Annotated in this window: 13 protein-coding genes; 7 read left to right on the top strand and 6 right to left on the bottom strand. The window is 54.2% G+C overall.

Features of this window, described 5'->3' with window-relative positions:
- Positions 1-36 precede the first annotated feature (36 nt).
- Complete coding sequence (locus ACIPUG_RS12910; protein ID WP_110163173.1) at positions 37-1,641, bottom strand: EAL domain-containing protein; 1,605 nt, start codon at positions 1,639-1,641, stop codon at positions 37-39.
- A 92-nt stretch (positions 1,642-1,733) separates the two neighbouring features.
- Positions 1,734-2,933 (bottom strand): NAD(P)/FAD-dependent oxidoreductase, encoded by a 1,200-nt coding sequence (locus ACIPUG_RS12905; protein ID WP_400338663.1) that lies wholly within the window; start codon positions 2,931-2,933, stop codon positions 1,734-1,736.
- Positions 2,934-3,211: 278 nt separating this feature from the next.
- On the opposite strand from ACIPUG_RS12905, the gene pitA reads away from it, so the two are divergent.
- On the top strand, positions 3,212-4,717 hold the full coding sequence (gene pitA, locus ACIPUG_RS12900) for an inorganic phosphate transporter PitA (RefSeq protein ID WP_014913650.1): 1,506 nt from the start codon (positions 3,212-3,214) through the stop codon (positions 4,715-4,717).
- Between the two features lie 128 nt (positions 4,718-4,845).
- Here pitA and uspB read toward each other — a convergent pair whose 3' ends face one another.
- Positions 4,846-5,181, bottom strand: coding sequence for a universal stress protein UspB (uspB, locus tag ACIPUG_RS12895; protein ID WP_014913651.1), 336 nt, complete (start codon positions 5,179-5,181; stop codon positions 4,846-4,848).
- A gap of 553 nt (positions 5,182-5,734) precedes the next feature.
- Here uspB and uspA point away from each other — a divergent pair.
- From uspA to ACIPUG_RS12880, 3 genes are all read left to right on the top strand, one after another.
- Complete coding sequence (gene uspA / locus ACIPUG_RS12890) at positions 5,735-6,172, top strand: universal stress protein UspA (RefSeq protein ID WP_014913652.1); 438 nt, start codon at positions 5,735-5,737, stop codon at positions 6,170-6,172.
- A 291-nt stretch (positions 6,173-6,463) separates the two neighbouring features.
- The gene (gene gdhA, locus ACIPUG_RS12885; protein ID WP_014913653.1) at positions 6,464-7,807 is read left to right on the top strand and encodes an NADP-specific glutamate dehydrogenase; all 1,344 of its coding nucleotides are present in this window, start codon (positions 6,464-6,466) and stop codon (positions 7,805-7,807) included.
- Between the two features lie 174 nt (positions 7,808-7,981).
- Positions 7,982-9,295, top strand: coding sequence for an NAD(P)/FAD-dependent oxidoreductase (locus ACIPUG_RS12880; protein WP_400338662.1), 1,314 nt, complete (start codon positions 7,982-7,984; stop codon positions 9,293-9,295).
- Between the two features lie 102 nt (positions 9,296-9,397).
- Here the strand turns inward: ACIPUG_RS12880 and ACIPUG_RS12875 are convergent, their stop codons facing one another.
- The 3 genes from ACIPUG_RS12875 to prlC form a co-directional block, all read right to left on the bottom strand.
- Entirely contained in the window at positions 9,398-11,293 is a 1,896-nt protein-coding gene (locus ACIPUG_RS12875) for a bifunctional UDP-sugar hydrolase/5'-nucleotidase (RefSeq protein WP_039516172.1), read from the bottom strand.
- A gap of 152 nt (positions 11,294-11,445) precedes the next feature.
- Positions 11,446-12,192, bottom strand: a complete 747-nt coding sequence (gene rsmJ, locus ACIPUG_RS12870) for a 16S rRNA (guanine(1516)-N(2))-methyltransferase RsmJ (RefSeq protein WP_094370796.1) — start codon at positions 12,190-12,192, stop codon at positions 11,446-11,448.
- Positions 12,189-14,231, bottom strand: a complete 2,043-nt coding sequence (prlC, locus tag ACIPUG_RS12865) for an oligopeptidase A (protein WP_039284904.1) — start codon at positions 14,229-14,231, stop codon at positions 12,189-12,191. Before prlC ends, rsmJ begins: the two co-directional genes overlap by 4 nt.
- Before the next feature lie 321 nt (positions 14,232-14,552).
- Here prlC and ACIPUG_RS12860 point away from each other — a divergent pair, with 321 nt between their 5' ends.
- The 3 genes from ACIPUG_RS12860 to ACIPUG_RS12850 all read left to right on the top strand — a co-directional run bounded on the left by ACIPUG_RS12860 (position 14,553) and on the right by ACIPUG_RS12850 (position 18,780).
- The gene (locus ACIPUG_RS12860; RefSeq protein ID WP_400338659.1) at positions 14,553-17,102 is read left to right on the top strand and encodes a TonB-dependent hemoglobin/transferrin/lactoferrin family receptor; all 2,550 of its coding nucleotides are present in this window, start codon (positions 14,553-14,555) and stop codon (positions 17,100-17,102) included.
- A gap of 179 nt (positions 17,103-17,281) precedes the next feature.
- Positions 17,282-17,794 (top strand): sigma-70 family RNA polymerase sigma factor, encoded by a 513-nt coding sequence (locus ACIPUG_RS12855; protein ID WP_010296516.1) that lies wholly within the window; start codon positions 17,282-17,284, stop codon positions 17,792-17,794.
- Positions 17,791-18,780: a FecR domain-containing protein gene (locus tag ACIPUG_RS12850; RefSeq protein ID WP_400338657.1), complete on the top strand. Its 990-nt coding sequence runs from the start codon at positions 17,791-17,793 to the stop codon at positions 18,778-18,780. Before ACIPUG_RS12855 ends, ACIPUG_RS12850 begins: the two co-directional genes overlap by 4 nt.
- Positions 18,781-18,893 lie beyond the last annotated feature (113 nt).

Below are 18,893 nucleotides of genomic sequence, written 5' to 3'. Positions count from 1 at the left end.
ATTATTGAATGCCGGTGGACAGCCTTCCGCCGGTTATTACTGCTTTTCCCCTTCTTTGTTTTTATTCATAAAGCTCTCAATCGATTTATTGCCATTATAGTGAAGCCAGACCAGCAACGATTCATTGTCCATTGGCTTGGCATAAAGGAATCCCTGTATATATTTGACGCCGCGTCGTTGTAAATACAGGAGCTGTTGTTCGGTTTCCACGCCTTCCGCTACGGATTGAAGCTTGATGCGATGGCTCAACGTAATAATGGCATCAAGAATAGGGGCTTCTTCATCCGGTGATGAAACCGCGCCAACAAATCCCTGGTCTATTTTCAGGCAATCCAGCGGAAAATTTTGCAGGTAAGAGAGTGAACAGTGGCCAGTGCCGAAGTCATCAATGGCAATCATAAAGCCATCTTCACGCAGCTGATGCAGGCGCTGTATGATTTCAGGGCCGTTGCTAATGAGGTTACGTTCTGTCAGTTCCAGCGTAATGTTTAATGAATGAGCGGCGACTTTCTCTGCGAAGCGGTGTACGTCTGATACGAAACTTGGGTGATGCAAATGCTCTGCTGCAACGTTGAGCCCCAGATGGAACCCCGGTTTTACCTGCCAACTAGCAATATCTGACGCTACCAGCTCAAATAAATGTCGTGTGATGGGAATGATCATACTTTCTGCTTCGGCGGCAGAAATAAATATATCGGGTCTAATCCACTGCCCGTCGCTGCGTCGCCAGCGCAGTAGCGTTTCTACTCCAGTACAGGCTCGTGATTCCGTGTCATAGATAGGCTGGTAATAGACGGAAAATTCGCCGTTAGCGATACCCTTACGGATTTCTTCGCGGAAGAATAATTTACGTTTTTGCCAGTACCACATTGCCGTAGTGAAAAGCAGAGAGAGGATAATAGCCAGTGGCAGAAACGTGAAAAATGCCTGCTTCCAGTTGGTGATTTCCTGGGTGGCAGGGGCGGTAACATTGAGGGTAATCGGAAAGCGGCTCGACTTGATTTCAAGCGCAGAGGTAGAAAATAGGCTTCTGTGCGGCGTAATGGTTGGGCCCGTTTGAATCGGGTGACCGTTATCCATTTGCAGGATGAGTTGATAGCCGCGAATCTTGCTAATCGCAGTCATGAGGTCGATCAGATATTGCGCATCGACCATGGCATAAGCGCCGTAACCCGTAGGAGGCATCTGGACGAAGATCAGCGCCGGGCGTTCTTTCACGTTATCTGAACCGGCAATCGACAGGCTCCAGCGTTCAGAATAGGTCTCCGGTAGCGGCTGTTGAATGACGCGGCTTATGGGTGTCAGCGTGCTGCCAAACGTTGAAGAGCAATAGACGTCGGTATTATGGATAACGCCGATAGCGCGGAAGTAAGAAAAGACCGAGCCAAGACGTTGCAGTTCATCGCCGATGACGTCGCAGGGCTGACCATGAAAGCGCTGGAGGCGATCCACCATCTGCCATGCCTGTGTCGAAATATTCTCAGCATGATTCATTGCGATTTGCGCGGTGGATTCCAAATCGCGTTTTACCATTAATCTGGACTCAACAAACGTGAACAATAAACCAAGCAGCAGTGGCAGCATGCCTGCAACCAGCAACTGCAATATGTTGATTTTAGGTTTACTACGTCTAGGGCTCATCCACATCTCCTTTCTGGCAGCAGAGGCCTATGTAGAGACGTCCTTTTCTCCGTGAATCAAAGGAGAGTGCTGAATAGAGATTATTATAGTGCCTATTTGCTAAAAGGCAGTGCCTGCGCGCACGCCCATGCTGAGCTCCACGCCCATTGGAAGTTATAGCCGCCGAGCCAGCCGGTCACATCGACCACTTCGCCGATGAAATACAGCCCCGGCACCGCGCTGGCTTCCATGGTTTTTGAGGATAGCGCGCGGGTGTCAACGCCGCCGATGGTGACTTCGGCTGTGCGATAACCTTCCGTACCGTTTGGCTGCACGCGCCACTGTTGCAGGCTCTGTTCAATCTGCGTTTGCTGTGTGCTGTTGAGCTGTTTCAGTGTGACGTCCGGCAGTTGTCCTAACTCCTGTAGGCATTCAACCAGTCGTTTAGGTAGCCACTGTGCCAGCGTGTTTTTCAGGCTTTGGTTCGGGTGAGCGGCGCGCTCGTCATTAATAAGTTGGGTGAGATCGCGATCGGGCAGCAGATTGATGGTGACGAATTCACCCGCTTGCCAGTAGCTGGAGATCTGCAAAATAGCGGGGCCAGAAAGCCCACGGTGTGTAAACAGGATATTTTCACGGAACGTCACGCCGTTTTCTGCGGTGACGACGGTCGGCACGGAGACGCCGGAGAGCGTTTGCAGCTGTTCGAGCAGCGGCTTGTGTAGCGTAAAGGGTACCAGTGCAGCACGAGTTGGGAGCACGTTGATACCGAACTGTGCGGCAAGCTGGTAGCCAAACGGCGTCGCGCCCAGGCCGGGCATCGACAGGCCGCCGCAGGCAACGACCAGCGATGCACTCTGGAATGATGTGCCGTTGCTTAGCTGGACGGTGAACCGATCGTCTGATTTCTCCACCGAGGTCACTTCACTGCGCAGACGGAGGGTGACATTCGCCCGCTCACATTCTGTTACCAGCATGTCCACGATTTGCTGTGCGGAATCATCGCAGAATAGCTGACCGAGCGTTTTCTCGTGATAAGCGATGCGGTGGCTGTTGACCAGGCTGATGAAATCCCATTGGGTATAACGCGCCAGCGCTGATTTACAAAAGTGAGGATTGTGAGACAGATAGGCCGCCGGCTCTGCATACATATTGGTAAAGTTGCAGCGCCCGCCGCCGGACATCAATATTTTCCGGCCAGCCTTCTTGCCGTTATCGAGCAGTAGAACACGCAGTCCGCGTTGTCCTGCCTGTGCCGCACAAAACATGCCTGCTGCACCGGCACCGATGATGACAGCGTCAAACTGTTCCACAATGCATTTCTCCGATGAGTGATTTTATCTTCTTGGATTGCCACAGGCCGATAAGCCATAGGGCGGCAAATTGTAGTGTTGGTTTTTGTTCGATACCAGCGTAACAATTTGCATATTTTAGTAAAAATATATAATTATTTGATTTTTATTGATTAAGTGATTTATCCACCGATCGTCGTCACATATTAAGTCAAAAAAATGTCATATTTCGCTTTTCCCGACCCCTGCTTGTCGCCGATAATGCGCCGCGTTCATGACCACTAAATGGCCTAACGTTTATGCTACATTTATTTGCCGGTTTGGATTACTACACTGGCCTGATGTTGATATTGGCTTTGTTGTTTGTACTGATGTATGAAGCCATCAACGGTTTTCACGATACTGCGAACGCCGTTGCCACTGTTATTTATACCCGCGCCATGCGTGCCGAGTTTGCTGTTGTTATGGCGGGTGTCTTTAATTTCTTCGGTGTACTGCTGGGCGGCCTGAGCGTGGCCTATGCAATTGTTCACCTTCTCCCCACGGATTTATTGCTGAACGTGAGTTCGGCGCACGGTCTGGCGATGGTCTTTTCCATGCTGCTGGCCGCCATTATCTGGAACCTGGGTACCTGGTACTTCGGTATTCCTGCCTCCAGTTCTCACACGCTGATCGGCTCCATTATTGGTATTGGTTTAACCAACGCGCTGTTGACGGATACCTCCGTTGTGGATGCGTTGAACGTGCCGAAAATGATCAGCATTTTCCTGTCGTTGCTGCTCTCGCCGATTGTGGGGATGGTGGTTGCAGGCCTGCTGGTGCTGGTGCTGCGTCGATTCTGGAACAACAGCAAAAAACGCAAGCGCGTGCATCTGACGCCTGTCGATCGCGAAAAGCAGGACGGCAAACGTAAGCCGCCGTTCTGGACGCGTACCGCGCTGATTTTATCGGCGATTGGGGTGAGCTTCTCTCACGGTGCAAACGACGGTCAGAAAGGTATCGGCTTGATTATGCTGGTGCTGATTGGCGTCGCGCCAGCCGGGTTTATTGTCAACATGAACGCGTCTGGCTATGACATCAGCCGTACCCGTGATGCCGTTGTCAATTTGCAGGAATACTACAAGCAGCACGGCGACGCGCTGACGCACGTTATCGACCTGTCTCCGCCAGTCATTCCTACGCCAGAAAGCACGATTCCCGGCAACGGTCAGAAAGAGTTTCACTGTGACAGTTCACGCGTGATGATTGCGATTGACCGTACACAGGGTCTGCTGAATAACCTGAAAAGTTACGACCAGCTGAACCCTGACGATCGCAGCAGAGTGCGTCGTTTGCTGATGTGTATCTCTGACACAATGGATCGGGTGATCAAGCTGCCAGAAACGTCGGGCGAAGATAAGCGCTACCTGAGTAATCTGCGCAAAGACATGCTGCAGACGATTGAGTATGCCCCTCTTTGGATTATCGTCGCTGTCGCATTGGCGCTGTCTCTGGGCACCATGGTGGGCTGGAAACGCGTTGCAGTGACTATCGGTGAGAAGATTGGTAAGAAAGGCATGACGTACGCACAGGGCGTTTCGGCGCAGGTGACGGCGGCCCTGTCGATTGGTGTCGCCAGCTATACCGGTATGCCAGTTTCCACCACGCACGTATTGTCCTCGGCGGTTGCCGGGACGATGATTGCGGACGGTGGTGGCGTACAGGGCAAAACGATAAGAAGTATTCTGCTTGCCTGGGTGTTGACGCTGCCTGTCTCAATGCTGATGTCCGGTACGCTGTACTGGCTGGCGTTGAAGCTGATCTAATTGCGGTAATTCATCACGCATAAATAAAAAAGGCGATTCTGTGGGGAATCGCCTTTTTACTTTTTATCGACGTTCATGGTGTTAATACCAGAGAGTGTAAGTACCAATAATTATATAAGTACGATGTTTTAATACCATATCATCATGGCAATCAGGCTGATGACAATGAGGCCACACAAGGCGGTCGTGAGCAGGAATTGTCCCCGCACCCGCTCGCAGCGGCGAATAAACTCAGGGTCGTGATGATCAAGATAGCGTTGTGCGTAGATATAGCCTACCAGCCTGATTTGCTTGCTTGGCTGGCCGTGCGAGGTAAAGAATCCCCCTCCGTCAACGTATTGGTAAAGCAGCGGGTCACAGTCACGCAAAACCAGCAGTAACACGCGCAATGAAGAGTAGTACCTCGCCATATTGATGATGCAGACGATACATAAAGCCCAGAAAAGCGCAAATGTACTAATCATGCTTCCCTCCCGGTCGTTCTATTCGTCAGATTCGATGGCCATACCTTCCCGTTGTCCACCTGTCACCGATGACAAGCGCTACTCTTTATCCGCGACGCTTATCTACGACGTTTGTCTGTGACATTTTTCTACGAATAGTTATGCCACGCGCTTGCGCACGATTTTATTGTCATTTTGGATAGCCAACGGCATCACGGCTAGCCCCATTCTCGTTTTCCATCCCAGGGTGCAGCGGACAGGCTCACCGCTCCCTACTTGTAGTGTAGAAGAAGAATGTTCGTTTGTGCCAGAGAGGCAGGTGCAATCGGCATGAAGGACGATTTTCGACGAGATAATGCCCTTTCTGAAAGGAGAAGCTACGCGATTTGACTGTGAAAAGGAGGGGTTTCTACTACACTTATCAATAGAATTAACAGGTTTGAAAACGGGTTGTGATCGACTGAACAGTCCGATAGCGTGGACGAGTGCTATCCTATAATCCGCTGGTAAGTATCAGATTGGCAGGAGAAATATCTGCTAACCCTTAATTAGTCTTTACGGAAGGAGTCTTATTATGGCTTACAAACACATCCTTATTGCTGTTGACCTTTCTCCAGAAAGCAAAGTGTTAGTGGAAAAAGCGGTTTCAATGGCAAGACCGTACAATGCGAAAGTGTCGTTAATCCACGTCGATGTGAACTACTCCGATCTCTATACTGGGCTTATTGACGTCAATCTGGGTGACATGCAACAGCGTATCTCCGAAGAAACCCAGAATGCGTTGGCTGAGCTGTCCCAGAACGCGGGCTACCCTATCAGCGAGACGCTGAGCGGCAGCGGCGATTTAGGGCAGGTGCTGGTTGATGCGATTAAGAAATACGATGTCGACCTCGTGCTGTGCGGTCACCATCAGGACTTCTGGAGCAAACTGATGTCTTCTGCTCGTCAGCTGATTAATACCGTACATGTCGACATGCTCATCGTGCCGTTGCGTGATGATGAAGACGAATAAAAATTAGCTTTTTTTGCATTTTTTTTCAGTGATGAAAGGCACGGCTTCTTAGCTGTGCCTTTTGTTATATAACAAAAACTTATGGCAAATTTTTCTTCTCAAAACGCCAAAAAACCCTTCCTATCCCATTGGATTATAACGTTTATCTGAAAAGAAAACGCTTGCTTAAATATCCATCGCCAGTGTTATAGTCCAGAGGACACAACATCATTTTCACCGATCCCACAAGCTTCTGCGTGTCTAAAAATAAAGAAGCAGACGGGGACTTATTCGTTCAATCAGGAGCTGTTCATGGCACAAATCGTATCTCTGGCAAGTTTTCTTGATTCTGTTCAACAACGCGATCCGCATCAGCCTGAGTTTCTACAGGCCGTTAATGAAGTCCTTTCCACTCTGTGGCCTTTTCTGGAGCAGAACCCTCACTATGCGGATTACAGCCTGCTGGAACGATTGGTAGAACCGGAACGCGTGATTCAGTTCCGCGTCGCATGGACGGACGACAAAGGTCAGGTACAGGTGAACCGCGCCTGGCGTGTCCAGTTCAGCTCCGCGATTGGTCCGTACAAAGGCGGCATGCGTTTCCACCCGTCCGTTAACCTGTCGATTCTGAAATTCCTCGGATTCGAGCAGACCTTCAAAAATGCGCTGACGACGCTGCCAATGGGCGGCGGCAAGGGCGGCTCGGACTTTAACCCGAAAGGGAAAAGCCAGGGCGAAGTCATGCGCTTCTGTCAGGCGCTGATGACGGAGCTGTATCGTCATCTGGGCGCGGATACGGACGTTCCGGCAGGCGACATCGGCGTGGGCGGCCGTGAAGTCGGTTTCATGACCGGCATGATGAAGAAACTGACCAACAACACGGCGTGCGTCTTCACGGGTAAAGGATTGTCGTTCGGCGGCAGTCTGATCCGTCCTGAAGCGACGGGCTACGGCCTGATCTACTTCACGGAAGCGATGCTGAAACGCCACGGTCTTGGCTTTGAAGGCATGCGTGTCGCGGTATCCGGTTCTGGTAACGTGGCGCAGTACGCGATTGAAAAAGCGATGGAACTGGGTGCACGCGTGGTTACGGCATCGGATTCTAACGGCACGGTGGTGGATGAGAGCGGATTTACCCCAGAGAAACTGGCGCTGCTGGAAGAGATTAAAAACAAACGCTATGGCCGCGTGGAAGATTACGCGCGCGAAGCGAAGCTGACCTACCTCGCAGGTAAAACGCCGTGGGAAGTACCGGTAGACATCGCGCTGCCGTGTGCGACGCAGAATGAGCTGGATCTGCCTGCGGCGCAGACGCTGATTGCTAACGGTGTGAAAGCCGTGGCAGAAGGTGCCAACATGCCAACCACGATCCCAGCGACCGACGCGTTCTTGGATGCAGGCGTACTGTTTGCGCCGGGCAAAGCGGCCAACGCCGGCGGCGTGGCGACATCCGGTCTGGAAATGGCGCAGAACGCAGCACGTTTGGGCTGGAAAGCCGAGAAGGTGGATGCGCGTCTGCACCACATCATGCTGGATATTCACAATGCCTGTGTGCAGTACGGCGGTGAAAACAGCCAGACTAACTACGTGCGCGGTGCTAACGTGGCGGGCTTTGTAAAAGTGGCCGACGCGATGCTGGCGCAGGGCGTCGTGTAACGCTTTAGTCCTTCTGAGCGCCTGTATTCGCAGGCGCTTTGACTTTTCACCTATTTATCTAAGTGTTAGCGACATTTCTTGCTGGACACCGCTTCCTGCCTTTCTTTATCTTAATCAGCATTGCGTATCGTCAGTCTTCTGGTACAACCCGTTCTCTTCAAGGCTTACACCATTGTGAAAATCAAACATCTTCCTTTCGATCAGAATCGTAATGGCTGGTCGGCAGATCTTATCGATAAACCGAATTATCCGCAGCAGCGTGGAAAAACAACGGCGGACTGGCTGGTGATCGGCGCGGGCTATGCGGGGATTGCCTTTGCACAGCGTCTGGCTGAGCAGCGCCCGGATAAACACATTATCCTGCTGGATGCGGGTGAGATTGGCGACAATGCCTCTGGGCGTAACTCCGGTTTCGTGATCGATTTGCCGCATAACATCGGCAGTTCGACGGCCGAACTGGAAAAAGCGGCGGCGTATCGTCGCCTGTTGCAGTCCGGCGTCGCGCATCTGAAAGAGAAGGTGGATCGCCATGCGATTGCGTGCGACTGGAGCGTGGCGGGGAAATATCACTGCGCTGTCAGTTCGACGTTTGACGGCCTGATCGATACCTATGTCCGTGAATTGGACGATTTGGGTGAATCCTATCAGGTGGTGGAAAAAGACGAGCTTGCTCGCCGCCTCGGCACATCTTTCTATCATCGTGCGGTGTACACCCCCAATTGCATTTTGCTAAACCCGGCGGCGCTGGTGGTCGGGCTGGTGGCGAACCTACCGAAGAACGTGACGGTCTACGCCCATTCTCCGGCGTTGAATATCGAAACGGGATCGCGCATTCGCGTGGAAACGCCGTACGGCGAGATTCAGGCAGATAAGCTGATGATGGCGATTAACGGCGCGGCGCGCGGCCTGCCGCTGTTCAATGGTCGGGTGTTTGCCGTGGCGACCTTCGCGACGCTGACGGAACCGCTAAATGCGGAACAGCTAGCACGTATGGGCGATATGCCGGACTGGGGGCTGACGCCGGTCAATGCGCTGGCCAGCGCGACGCTGCGCTATACGCGTGACCATCGTTTCCTGATTCGGGAGCATGTGAAATTTACCCCGGAGCTGGTCAATAGCGCGGTAGAAACCGGACGCCACGCGCGTCGTCACGCGGCTATTTTTGCCCGGATGTTCCCGCAGTTGAGCGATGTGAAGATGGCGCATACCTGGTCAGGCTTGATTAGCGTCACGCGCAACGGCGCGCCAATTTGGGGGCAGTTAAGCGACAATGTATACGCGTCAGCGGGCTGTAACGGGGCGGGGCTGTCGAAGCAAACCGCTGCCGGGCATATTCTGGCGGATTTGGCGCTATGTGAAGACAACCCGCTGATTAGCGATATGCAATCGCTCGGACAGGCAAATTACTTGCCGCCACGCCCTTTCCTGGATGTGGGCGTGAACGGCTACCTGACGAGCGAACGCTGGAAAGCCCGCAGCGAGAGATAATACAGCCTGCCAATGGCAGGCTGTGCAGCCTCTTTACGATCTATCCATTATCACCGCTCGACGCACATCGTCAGCGATCTTGGATTCCCGCTGAAGCGTCGGTTAGTTAATGGCCGCGATAATAGTCAGTTGATCGTTCAACCGCTGTTTGGTCAATGCGTTGGTGGCGCTGTCGCGCTGTTGCGTCAATTCCGCTACGCGTTTCTCCTTCTGCGCGGTATCCGGCAGTAGCAGCGATTTCACGTTGATGGATTGCACGTTGCTGTAGCGACCGTCGTCTGAGGTTGGCACGCTGATTTTCCCGCTGTTGAGCAGCGATTCGATAATGCGGCGTTCGCGCTCATAGCCCTGCAATCCTGCCAGCTTCCAGCGCTGCGGCACCGTACCCTCGTATTGGCCTTTTTTCACCTCGGTCAGATAGCGGATAGTCAGGTTACGAATTGTGCCTGCCTCTTCGCCATATTCCGCTTTGGTGTCCGACAGTACCGGGAACTGCATGCCTTCCAGCACGCCGCCTTTCTGCGTCAGGTGGCCCATGCGGTAGCTGTTCATGCCCAGACGAATCGGCATGTCGTCGGTAACCGGCGTGCCGTTATTCATTTTCAGGTCGGTAATGCGCTGCCCAGCGGGTTTTGTCAGGTCGATGGTGTACGTCACGCCGTCGAAGAAATCATTGGTGGAATACTTGGACGCGCGGCGCTGCGGATTGAAGCTGTAAGTCACATCGCCGTCCTGCAACTGGTTGAAGTAACCCGCAGACCATTCCATGTATTTCTTCAGTTCTTTACCGGTGAGCTGATAAACCGTGATCTCACCGCCAGCGTATTGATAGTTAAAGGCAATGTCCTTCGCGGCGATGGTGCCGACGTTCAGCTTGGGCCGATCGTTATCAATTTGCAGCGCGATGACCTGCGCTTTAGGGGCGTAATGGCGGCTGGCTTCCTGGAACAGGGCGCTGATACCGGTGTCCTGCACGTGTACCTGAGGAATGCCTTTCACGGCATCTTGCGGCACCAGATCGTGCCCAAGAAGCTGCGCAATCGGGCGATTAGCGTTGGCGCGCAGGGTATTGTGATAAGGCTCGTAGATGTCTTCCATCTTGCGGTCAGAATCCACGTCCTTGATCGAATAGGTATAGCTGTCTTTGTTGATCAGCACGTATTTGCCATTCTGCTGTTCAAACTGCAAATCGATGCGCGACAGTGCACGACCATATCTGTCCGGTTCGGTGACAATCACGCCATTAATCACCTCTTTGTCCACTTTTACGTGCATATGGCCCGCGACGATGGCGGCTAATTCAGGGTTGGCGCGAGCGATATCACCGACGCCAGTGCCCGGCCGTTGGTTCTCGTTATCGATGCCCATATGGGCGACCAGTACGATGGCATCCACTTTACCGTGGATTTGCTGGATAACGGTTTTTACCGCCCCGACAGGATCGGTAAAGTTCAGCCCTTTCACGCGGTCAGTGCCTTTGGCGAATTCCGCGGTCATCGGCGTATCCATGCCGATGATGCCAATCTTCACGCCCTGCCGTTCGACAATTTTATAGGCGGGTAAGTAAGGCTTACCGCTCTCCCAAAAAATGTTGCCCGCCAGCGCGGTGCCTTTGAACTGGTCAAGCGAGGTGGAAAGCACGTTCAGCCCGAAATCGAACTCATGGTTGCCCAGCACCCAGACGTCATAATTCAGGGCATTAAAACCGAGGATCATCGGGCTGGTTTTGTCATTTTTGAAGGTTTCGACAAAGTTACCCTGAATGGTATCGCCCGCATCAACCAGAATCACATTCGGCTGCTGCGCACGAACCTTATGCACCTGCGTGGCGATCTGGCTCAGGCTGCCAGCCATGTTGGCGGTGTCTGTGGCGTAATCCCAGGGAACAAAGGTGCCATGCAGATCGGATGTCCCCAGAATCGTAATATTGACGGGTTCTTGAGCGGCCATAGCAGAAGTACTCAAACAAAGCAGAAGTGACAGAAGCGTTTTTTTCATTATGTCATCTTAGTGTCATAAAAGGGGATAGCGCGGAATTATGCGATTTGCTTCTCATTAGTGCCACAGACTTTGCAAAAGCAGCGTAGGAAATGCGAAGCAGGCTAAGTTTTTAGTCGCCGATACGCTTAGCGTCGCGGCGATGAGATTGTTCAGACGGGAAGATAGAAATCGAAGCGGTGGCTTTTGGTTTCCAGCATAGACTGTGCCGGTACGCCAGCCAGCGGCGGTGCATAGTCTGGCCGCTTCACCACGACGCGTTTTTTCGCCAGCGCGCGGGCGGGTTCCAGCAGCGCATCGGCATCGTCATCCGCACCCACCAGCGACTGAAACACCCGCATTTCTTTCTTCACCAGCGCGCTCTTTTGTTTATGCGGGAACATCGGATCGAGATAAACCACATCCGGCGGCGGTGTGATATCGCGCAGCGCGGTCATGCTCGACGCGTGCAGCAACGTCAGCCGCTCCCGTAGCCATGGGCCAATTTCTGCGTCCCGATAGCCACGCTGCAATCCGTCGTCCAGCAGCGCTGCAACTACTGGATTACGCTCCACCATGCGTACGTGGCAGCCTAATGCGGCCAACACGAAGGCATCGCGCCCCAGCCCGGCCGTCGCATCCACGACATCCGGCAGGTAATCTTTTTTGATACCCACGGCTTTGGCTACAGCCTCACCGCGTCCACCGCCAAAGCGGCGACGGTGCGCCATCGCCCCACCAACGAAATCCACGAAAATAGCGCCAAGCTTTGGTTCGTCCTGCTTACGCAGCTCCAAACGTTCGGCAGTCAGCACCAGCGCCATAACCGCATCGGGATCGGAAACCAGCCCCCAGCGTGCGGCCAGAGAAGATAAGGCGCCACTATCGGCGCCTTCCTCTGCGATTAAGCAGATACTCATCCTTTGATGCCGTAATGCGCGAGCATGGCGTCCAACTGCGGTTCACGGCCACGGAAGCGTTTGAACAGCTCCATCGGCTCTTCGGAACCGCCGCGGGTCAGGATGTTGTCCAGGAATGACTGACCGGTTTCACGATTGAAGATGCCTTCTTCCTCGAAGCGGGAATAGGCATCCGCTGCCAGCACGTCGGCCCACAGATAGCTGTAATAGCCAGCGGCATAGCCGCCCGCGAAGATGTGGCTGAACGCGTGCGGGAAGCGGCCCCAGCTTGGGCTCGGCACCACGGCCACCTGCGCTTTGATTTCGGCCAGCGTCGGCAGAATCTGTGCGCCTTTCGCAGGATCAAACTCGGCATGCAGGCGGAAATCGAACAGGCCGAATTCCAGCTGACGCAGAATGAACAGCGCGGCCTGATAGTTCTTCGCCGCCAGCATTTTATCCAGCAGTTCCTGCGGCAGCGGTTCACCTGTTTCGTGGTGGCCGGAGATAAAGGCCAGCGCTTCCGGTTCCCAGCACCAGTTTTCCATGAACTGACTCGGCAGTTCGACCGCATCCCATGGTACGCCGTTGATGCCCGCGACACCGGCGGTATCGATCTGGGTCAGCATGTGGTGCAGGCCGTGACCAAATTCGTGGAACAGCGTGGTGACTTCGTCGTGAGTAAACAGCGCGGGTTTGCCGTTGACCGGACGGTTGAAGTTACAGACCAGATAGGCGACCGGTTTTTGCAGTTCGCCGTTGCCTTTACGCAGTTTACCCGCGCAGTCATCCATCCAGGCTCCGCCGCGCTTGTGTTCACGGGCGTACAAATCGAGATAGAAGCTGCCGCGCAGTTCACCGCTTTCATCGAACAGATCGAAGAAGCGAACGTCTGGGTGCCAGACATCGACGTCTTTACGCTCTTTGGCGGTGATGCCGTAGATGCGTTTAACCACTTCGAACAGGCCGTTCACCGCGCGTTCTTCCGGGAAGTACGGACGAAGCTGCTCGTCGCTGATGGAATATCGGTGTTGCTTCTGCTGTTCGCTGTAGTAGGTGATATCCCAGGCCTGCAATTCTTCTACGCCGTAGTGTTCTTTGGCGAAGGCACGCAGCTGCGCGAGTTCTTCTTCCGCCTGTGGACGGGCGCGTTTCGCTAGGTCGGTCAGGAAATCGAGTACCTGCTGCGGGTTTTCCGCCATTTTGGTCGCCAGCGACTTGTGCGCATAGCTGTCGAAGCCCAGCAGCTGTGCCAGCTCGTGACGCAGTGCCAGCTCTTCTGCCATCACCTCACTGTTGTCCCACTTGCCCGCGTTCGGCCCCTGATCGGAGGCGCGCGTGCCGTAGGCACGATACATCTCTTCGCGCAGCGCCTGATTGGTGCAGTAGGTCATCACCGGCAGATAGCTTGGGATATCCAACGTCAGCAGCCAGCCGTCTTGTTCTTTGGCTTCAGCCTGCGCTTTGGCCGCTGCCAGCGCGCTTTCCGGCATGCCATCCAGCTCGGCGACGTCGGTAATCAGCTTGCTCCAGCCCATCGTGGCATCCAGCACGTTGTTGCTGTACTGCGAGCCAAGTTCGGACAGGCGAGCGGAAATTTCACCATAGCGTTTCTGTTTTTCTGGCGACAGACCGATACCAGACAGCTCAAAATCGCGCAGCGCGTTATCAACGGATTTCTTCTGCGCCAGGCTCAGTGCGGTGTAGTGCTCGCCGTCGCGCAGGCTGCGATAGGCCTGATAGAGTCCGGCATGTTGGCCGACCCAGGTGCTGTGTTCGGACAGCAGCGGCAGACATTCTTCATAAACCGCACGCAGCTCCGGGCTGTTCTTCACTGCGTTCAGGTGGCTGATAGGGGAGAAGATGCGACCAAGACGATCGTCGCTGTCTGCCAGCGGCTGGCACAGATTATCCCATGTAAACGGCCCCGCTTGCGCTACCACACGCTCTACCGTCTCGCGGCATTCATCCAGTGCGGACTTCACCGCTGGGACAATATCTTCCGTTTTGATACTGGAGAACGGGGGCAGGGTAAATGAGGTCAGTAATGGATTCGTCATGGTGCCGTCCTGATAATTGTGGGTGATCTCGTTGCCGGTAAGTGGAATCTGTTGAATAAAGGCCGGCAAGGCGGATATCTACTGCGGATTAATCACTAAGATGAGGTCAAGCGCCGTGAAAATCAATGGCAGAGGGATTATCGCTCGTGACCAAAGGTGCGTTTTGTGGCCTTGGATAAGCCCTGGTTGTCACCTGAACACGGCGGCGAATGACGTGTTGAATACATTTTCCTGAAATTTTTTGCACTTTCCCTGCCCGATTTTGTTTTTCGCGTGACCTACCTGATGTGTCTTTTTTTTCAATACTTCAGGGGAATGACAATGGCGATAAACAATCATAAGGGCGGGCGCATCGCGCACAAACCCGCCTTGACGGTGGCGCGGGCAGTGCATCTGGCGCTGTCCGGCGTGTTGATCTTGAGTGCCGGAACGGTCAGTTCGACGCTGGCGGCGGAAACGATGACTGCTGCCGCAGCACCGACAGTGGCGTTTTCCATTCCGGCAGGGCCGCTCGGATCTACGCTGCAGGCTATTGCCAGCCGCGCCAATGTCATTCTCACGTTTTCTCCCGATCAAACACAGAATAAAACCAGCGGGAGCGTTCAGGGAAGCTACACCGTTCAGGAAGCTTTTGCCGCTGCGCTGGCGGGAACGGGACTGAGTGCGGTACAGACGGCCACGGGCTATCGGCTGGAATCCGCGCTTGCCGCTGAAGGAAGCGACGGCAGCCTGATGATCCCGACGCTTTCGGTTGTTGGTGGCACATCGGACAGCGCCGCCGCCGGACGTTCCGTGCTACGTCAGGCCGATGTTGACCGCGTGCAGGCCGATAATATTGCCAGCCTGCTCGATAAGCTCCCCGGCGTGTCGATGGCAGGGTCACCCCGTCCGGGTGGGCAAAGCCTGAATATCTGGGGCATGGGCGATATGGAAGACGTCAAAGTCGTGCTGGACGGCGCGCCAAAAGGCTTTGAGAAATACCGTCAGGGCTCGGTGTTTATTGAGCCTGAGCTGATTAAACGGATCGACGTCGATAAAGGGCCACATGATATTCGCAGCGGCAACGGCGGCTTCGGCGGTACCATTCACGTTGATACCAAAGACGCTGGCGATCTGTTGCTGCCGGGAGAAAATTTCGGCGGGATGGCCAAATACAGCTATCACACCAACGATCGGCAAAATATCTACAGCGGTGCGCTGTATGGCCGCACGGAAGACGGAATGGCTGACGGCCTGCTCTACATGAGCAAGCGCGATGGCGACAACATCGAACGCCCTGACGGCACGCGCTTTGTCTATTCGACCAGCGATATGGCGTCCTATTTACTGAAGACTAACATCTATCTGACGGATGCCCAGACGCTGACGCTTTCCGCCATGCGTTCCGAATCTGACGGCTGGCAGCCGTTTGCCGCGAAGCGTGACGATATGGCGTCACCCACACAAAGGGAAGTTGATCTCTACGGTTGGGAAGAGGCGTGGCGGCGTAAACTGGTTTACCGCGATCAGGTCGATAAAAACTACTCGCTGAAATGGAATATCGCGCCAGCGGATCAACCGTGGCTGAATCTGACGGCGTCATTTGCCACCTCAAAAACCGAACAGCATGACCGACGCCCTGACTCAGCTTCACAGAGTAGCTATCTGGGTACGCTTGGGAATGAAAGCTGGGTGAGCTATAAAGATCAGCTGGCGGAGGTTAGTAACGAAAGTCAGTTCACCACTGGCCCGCTCGACCATAAGCTGCTGGTGGGTATGCGCTGGCATCAGCATAAGCGCGACACGCTGATCTACTATCCATCCGGTAAGAATAACGCCGAGTATAACTACGGCTATTTCCAGCCTTACTACATGCCGGCTGGGGAACAGGAAACCCGCAGCCTGTATGTACAGGATGCGGTGACGCTGGGGAGCGTGACGATCACGCCGGGCGTGCGTTATGACCATGTGACGAATACAGGGAAACCTAACCTCGCGCCACGTTATAACAGCAGTATTCCGGCCGCAGGACATGACTACAGTAGCGTGACCTATACCGGCTGGTCGCCGCGCATTGGTGCGTTGTGGAAGGCGACGGACAATCTGTCGCTGTTTGCCGATGCCAGCCGTACCTGGCGCGCACCTGTCGTCGATGAACAGTATGAGGTGCAGTCTGCCGCGTCCAGCGTGCCGGGAACCAGCCGTAATCTGCAAGTAGAAAGCATCAAAGCATTTCGTCTGGGCGCGATTCTGGACTTCAACAACCTGATGCTGGAAGAAGACAGTCTGCAAATTCGCACCACGCTGTTCCGTAACCGCGGTAAAAACGAAATTTTCTACCGCCGCGGTATCTTGTGTGAAGCACAGACGCAGAGTGGGACGTCATCATCTTGTGGGCAGCCGCTCTCTAACTACCGTAATTTGCCGGGCTATACGATTGAAGGGGTAGAGATTGAATCCTTCTACGACAGCCGCTGGCTGTTTGGCAGCCTGTCCTTCTCCTCAATTCGCGGTGAGCGCGATGCGTCACCGCGTAATCCGTGGGGCAATAAAACCTGGATCGCCGAAATACCACCGACGACAGCACACGCCACGCTGGGCACCAAAATCCCAAGCCTGGATATGGCGGTAGGCTGGACGGGCGATTTTGTGCGTAAGCAGGATCGTTCACCTGCTGATGGCGATCCACAGGCCGATATTTGGGCGTTACCGAAGAGTAAGGGATACGTGCTGCATGGTCTGTTTGCTAGCTGGCAACCGCAGGCAATAAAAGGATTTGAAGCGCGTGTGACGGTTGATAACCTGCTGAATACCGATTATTACCCGTATCTGGGCGAATCCGTATCCGGCGTAGGACGTAACGTAAAAATCAGTGTGTTACAGCGTTTCTGATTGCGGTGCTTGGGGCGGCTAGGAACGCCGCCCCGTTAGCGGATGATGTTGCATGGGCGTAATGCAAATTCAGCAAATTTGAATAATTTTCGTTTCGGAACTTGACAGTCAGAGGGAAAAAACATAAATAAGAACGATTATCATTCTTATGTTTAAATAGTGCTCTGGGGTAAAGTTCGATGGTGAGGAAAGCGACGGCCAGCGTTAATGACTTTGCCCAGCAGCTCTATTTCGATCACCACCGCTGGTTGTGTAACTGGCTGCGCCATAAACTGGACTGCGCTCAGCATGCGGAAGATCTGGCACAGGACACGTTCCTGAGCGTGCTGATGAACCCAGAACTGCTCACGATTCGCCAGCCGCGCCCGTTTCTGGCTACCGTGGCTCGCCGTTTGGTCGCCAACCATTACCGCCGTAAAAAGATTGAAGATGCCTATCTGGATGTGTTGAGCACGCAGCCGGATGCCTGTATGCCCTCCCCAGAAACGCGTCTGCTTACCCTCGAAATTCTTGAACAGCTTGATGCCGCATTGGACGGCCTGCCAGCACCGGTCAGAGAGGCGTTTCTGCTGGCGCACCTCCACGGTATGCGCTATAGCGACATCGCCGAGCGCTTGCGGGTTTCCAGCAGTTCGGTGAAACAGTATCTGCAACGCGCCAACCTCCAGTGTTTCTTTGCGCTGCCGCTATGAACGATCGCACTTTTTATCGCGACAGACAGGGTCAGCCAATTCAGCCGGACAGCGCGCGTGAAGCGGTGACGTGGCTGACGCAGCTGATGTCCGACAGCGTCACGGAACAGGATCGCCGCGAGTGGCAGCGTTGGCGGGAAGCCTCGCCGGATAACGAACAGGCGTGGCAGCATATCGAATCCGTGTGTGCCAATCTCGGTCAGCTTAACGCTCGGGCAGCACACCAGAGCCTGTCGACGCTTAACGGTATGCAGCGTCGCAGCGTACTCAAAGCGCTGGCGATTCTCTGTCTGACCGGCGGCGCTGGCGTGGCGGGATCGCGCACCGACCTCTGGCAGTCGTTGACGGCGGATTACCAGACGCAGGTCGGTGAACAGCGCCATGCGGCATTGGATGATGGCACGACGCTGCTGCTGAATACGCAGACGGCGCTGAATGTGGCCTACGGTGACGACCTACGCCAGCTTACGCTGATTCGCGGTGAAGTCATGATCGAAACCGGTCAGGCGGAGAAGGCCGCGTTGTATCCGCGTCCTTTCATTGTGAGGACGGCACAGGGAAAAGTGCAGGCGCTGGGGACGCGTTTCAGCCTTCGGGTGCAGGGTGAACACACGCAGGTGGCGGTGTATGACGGCGCGGTAAGGCTTCATCCGCAGCAGAACGGTCAGGATATACAGGTGGTGAAAAGCGGACAGACGGCGACGTTCACCACGCAGCGCTGTGGCCAGATAGCGGCGGCGAAGGCAGAGCCTGCCTGGGTGAAAGGACAACTGCTGGCGGATAATCAGCGTCTGGTGGATTTTGTTGATGAACTGAGTCGCTATCGCAGCGGTATCATTCGTTGCCAGCCGGAGGTGGAGAGCCTGCGGTTTTCCGGCGTCTTCCCGCTGTCAGACACCGATAATATTTTAGCGGCGCTGGTGGAGGCGCTTCCTGTACAGGTGCGTTATTTCTCACGCTACTGGGTTCAGATTGCTGCGCGATAAAATATCCTGCTAAAACGTAATAACATTACTTTTTATGCTGTTTTCACTTTTTTTCTGCCCGATCCCCGTAGCTGAACGACCTACTATTATCTGCTGTCCGTTTTATACCTAAC

It is taken from the genome of Pectobacterium sp. CHL-2024, from assembly GCF_044751765.1.
Lineage (GTDB): Bacteria > Pseudomonadota > Gammaproteobacteria > Enterobacterales > Enterobacteriaceae > Pectobacterium > Pectobacterium brasiliense.
The sequence above is the reverse complement of the archived record's forward strand: the minus strand, read 5'-3'. Positions and strand labels throughout refer to the sequence as shown.

Bases quoted from the DNA above. Each gene is read 5' to 3' on its own strand.
- ACIPUG_RS12910 (WP_110163173.1), bottom strand. From the start codon at position 1,641: ATGAGCCCTAGACGTAGTAAACCTAAAATCAACATATTGCAGTTGCTG.
- pitA (WP_014913650.1), top strand. From the start codon at position 3,212: ATGCTACATTTATTTGCCGGTTTGGATTACTACACTGGCCTGATGTTG.
- uspB (WP_014913651.1), bottom strand. From the start codon at position 5,181: ATGATTAGTACATTTGCGCTTTTCTGGGCTTTATGTATCGTCTGCATC.
- uspA (WP_014913652.1), top strand. From the start codon at position 5,735: ATGGCTTACAAACACATCCTTATTGCTGTTGACCTTTCTCCAGAAAGC.
- gdhA (WP_014913653.1), top strand. From the start codon at position 6,464: ATGGCACAAATCGTATCTCTGGCAAGTTTTCTTGATTCTGTTCAACAA.
- ACIPUG_RS12875 (WP_039516172.1), bottom strand. From the start codon at position 11,293: ATGAAAAAAACGCTTCTGTCACTTCTGCTTTGTTTGAGTACTTCTGCT.
- rsmJ (WP_094370796.1), bottom strand. From the start codon at position 12,192: ATGAGTATCTGCTTAATCGCAGAGGAAGGCGCCGATAGTGGCGCCTTA.
- prlC (WP_039284904.1), bottom strand. From the start codon at position 14,231: ATGACGAATCCATTACTGACCTCATTTACCCTGCCCCCGTTCTCCAGT.
- ACIPUG_RS12860 (WP_400338659.1), top strand. From the start codon at position 14,553: ATGGCGATAAACAATCATAAGGGCGGGCGCATCGCGCACAAACCCGCC.
- ACIPUG_RS12855 (WP_010296516.1), top strand. From the start codon at position 17,282: ATGGTGAGGAAAGCGACGGCCAGCGTTAATGACTTTGCCCAGCAGCTC.
- ACIPUG_RS12850 (WP_400338657.1), top strand. From the start codon at position 17,791: ATGAACGATCGCACTTTTTATCGCGACAGACAGGGTCAGCCAATTCAG.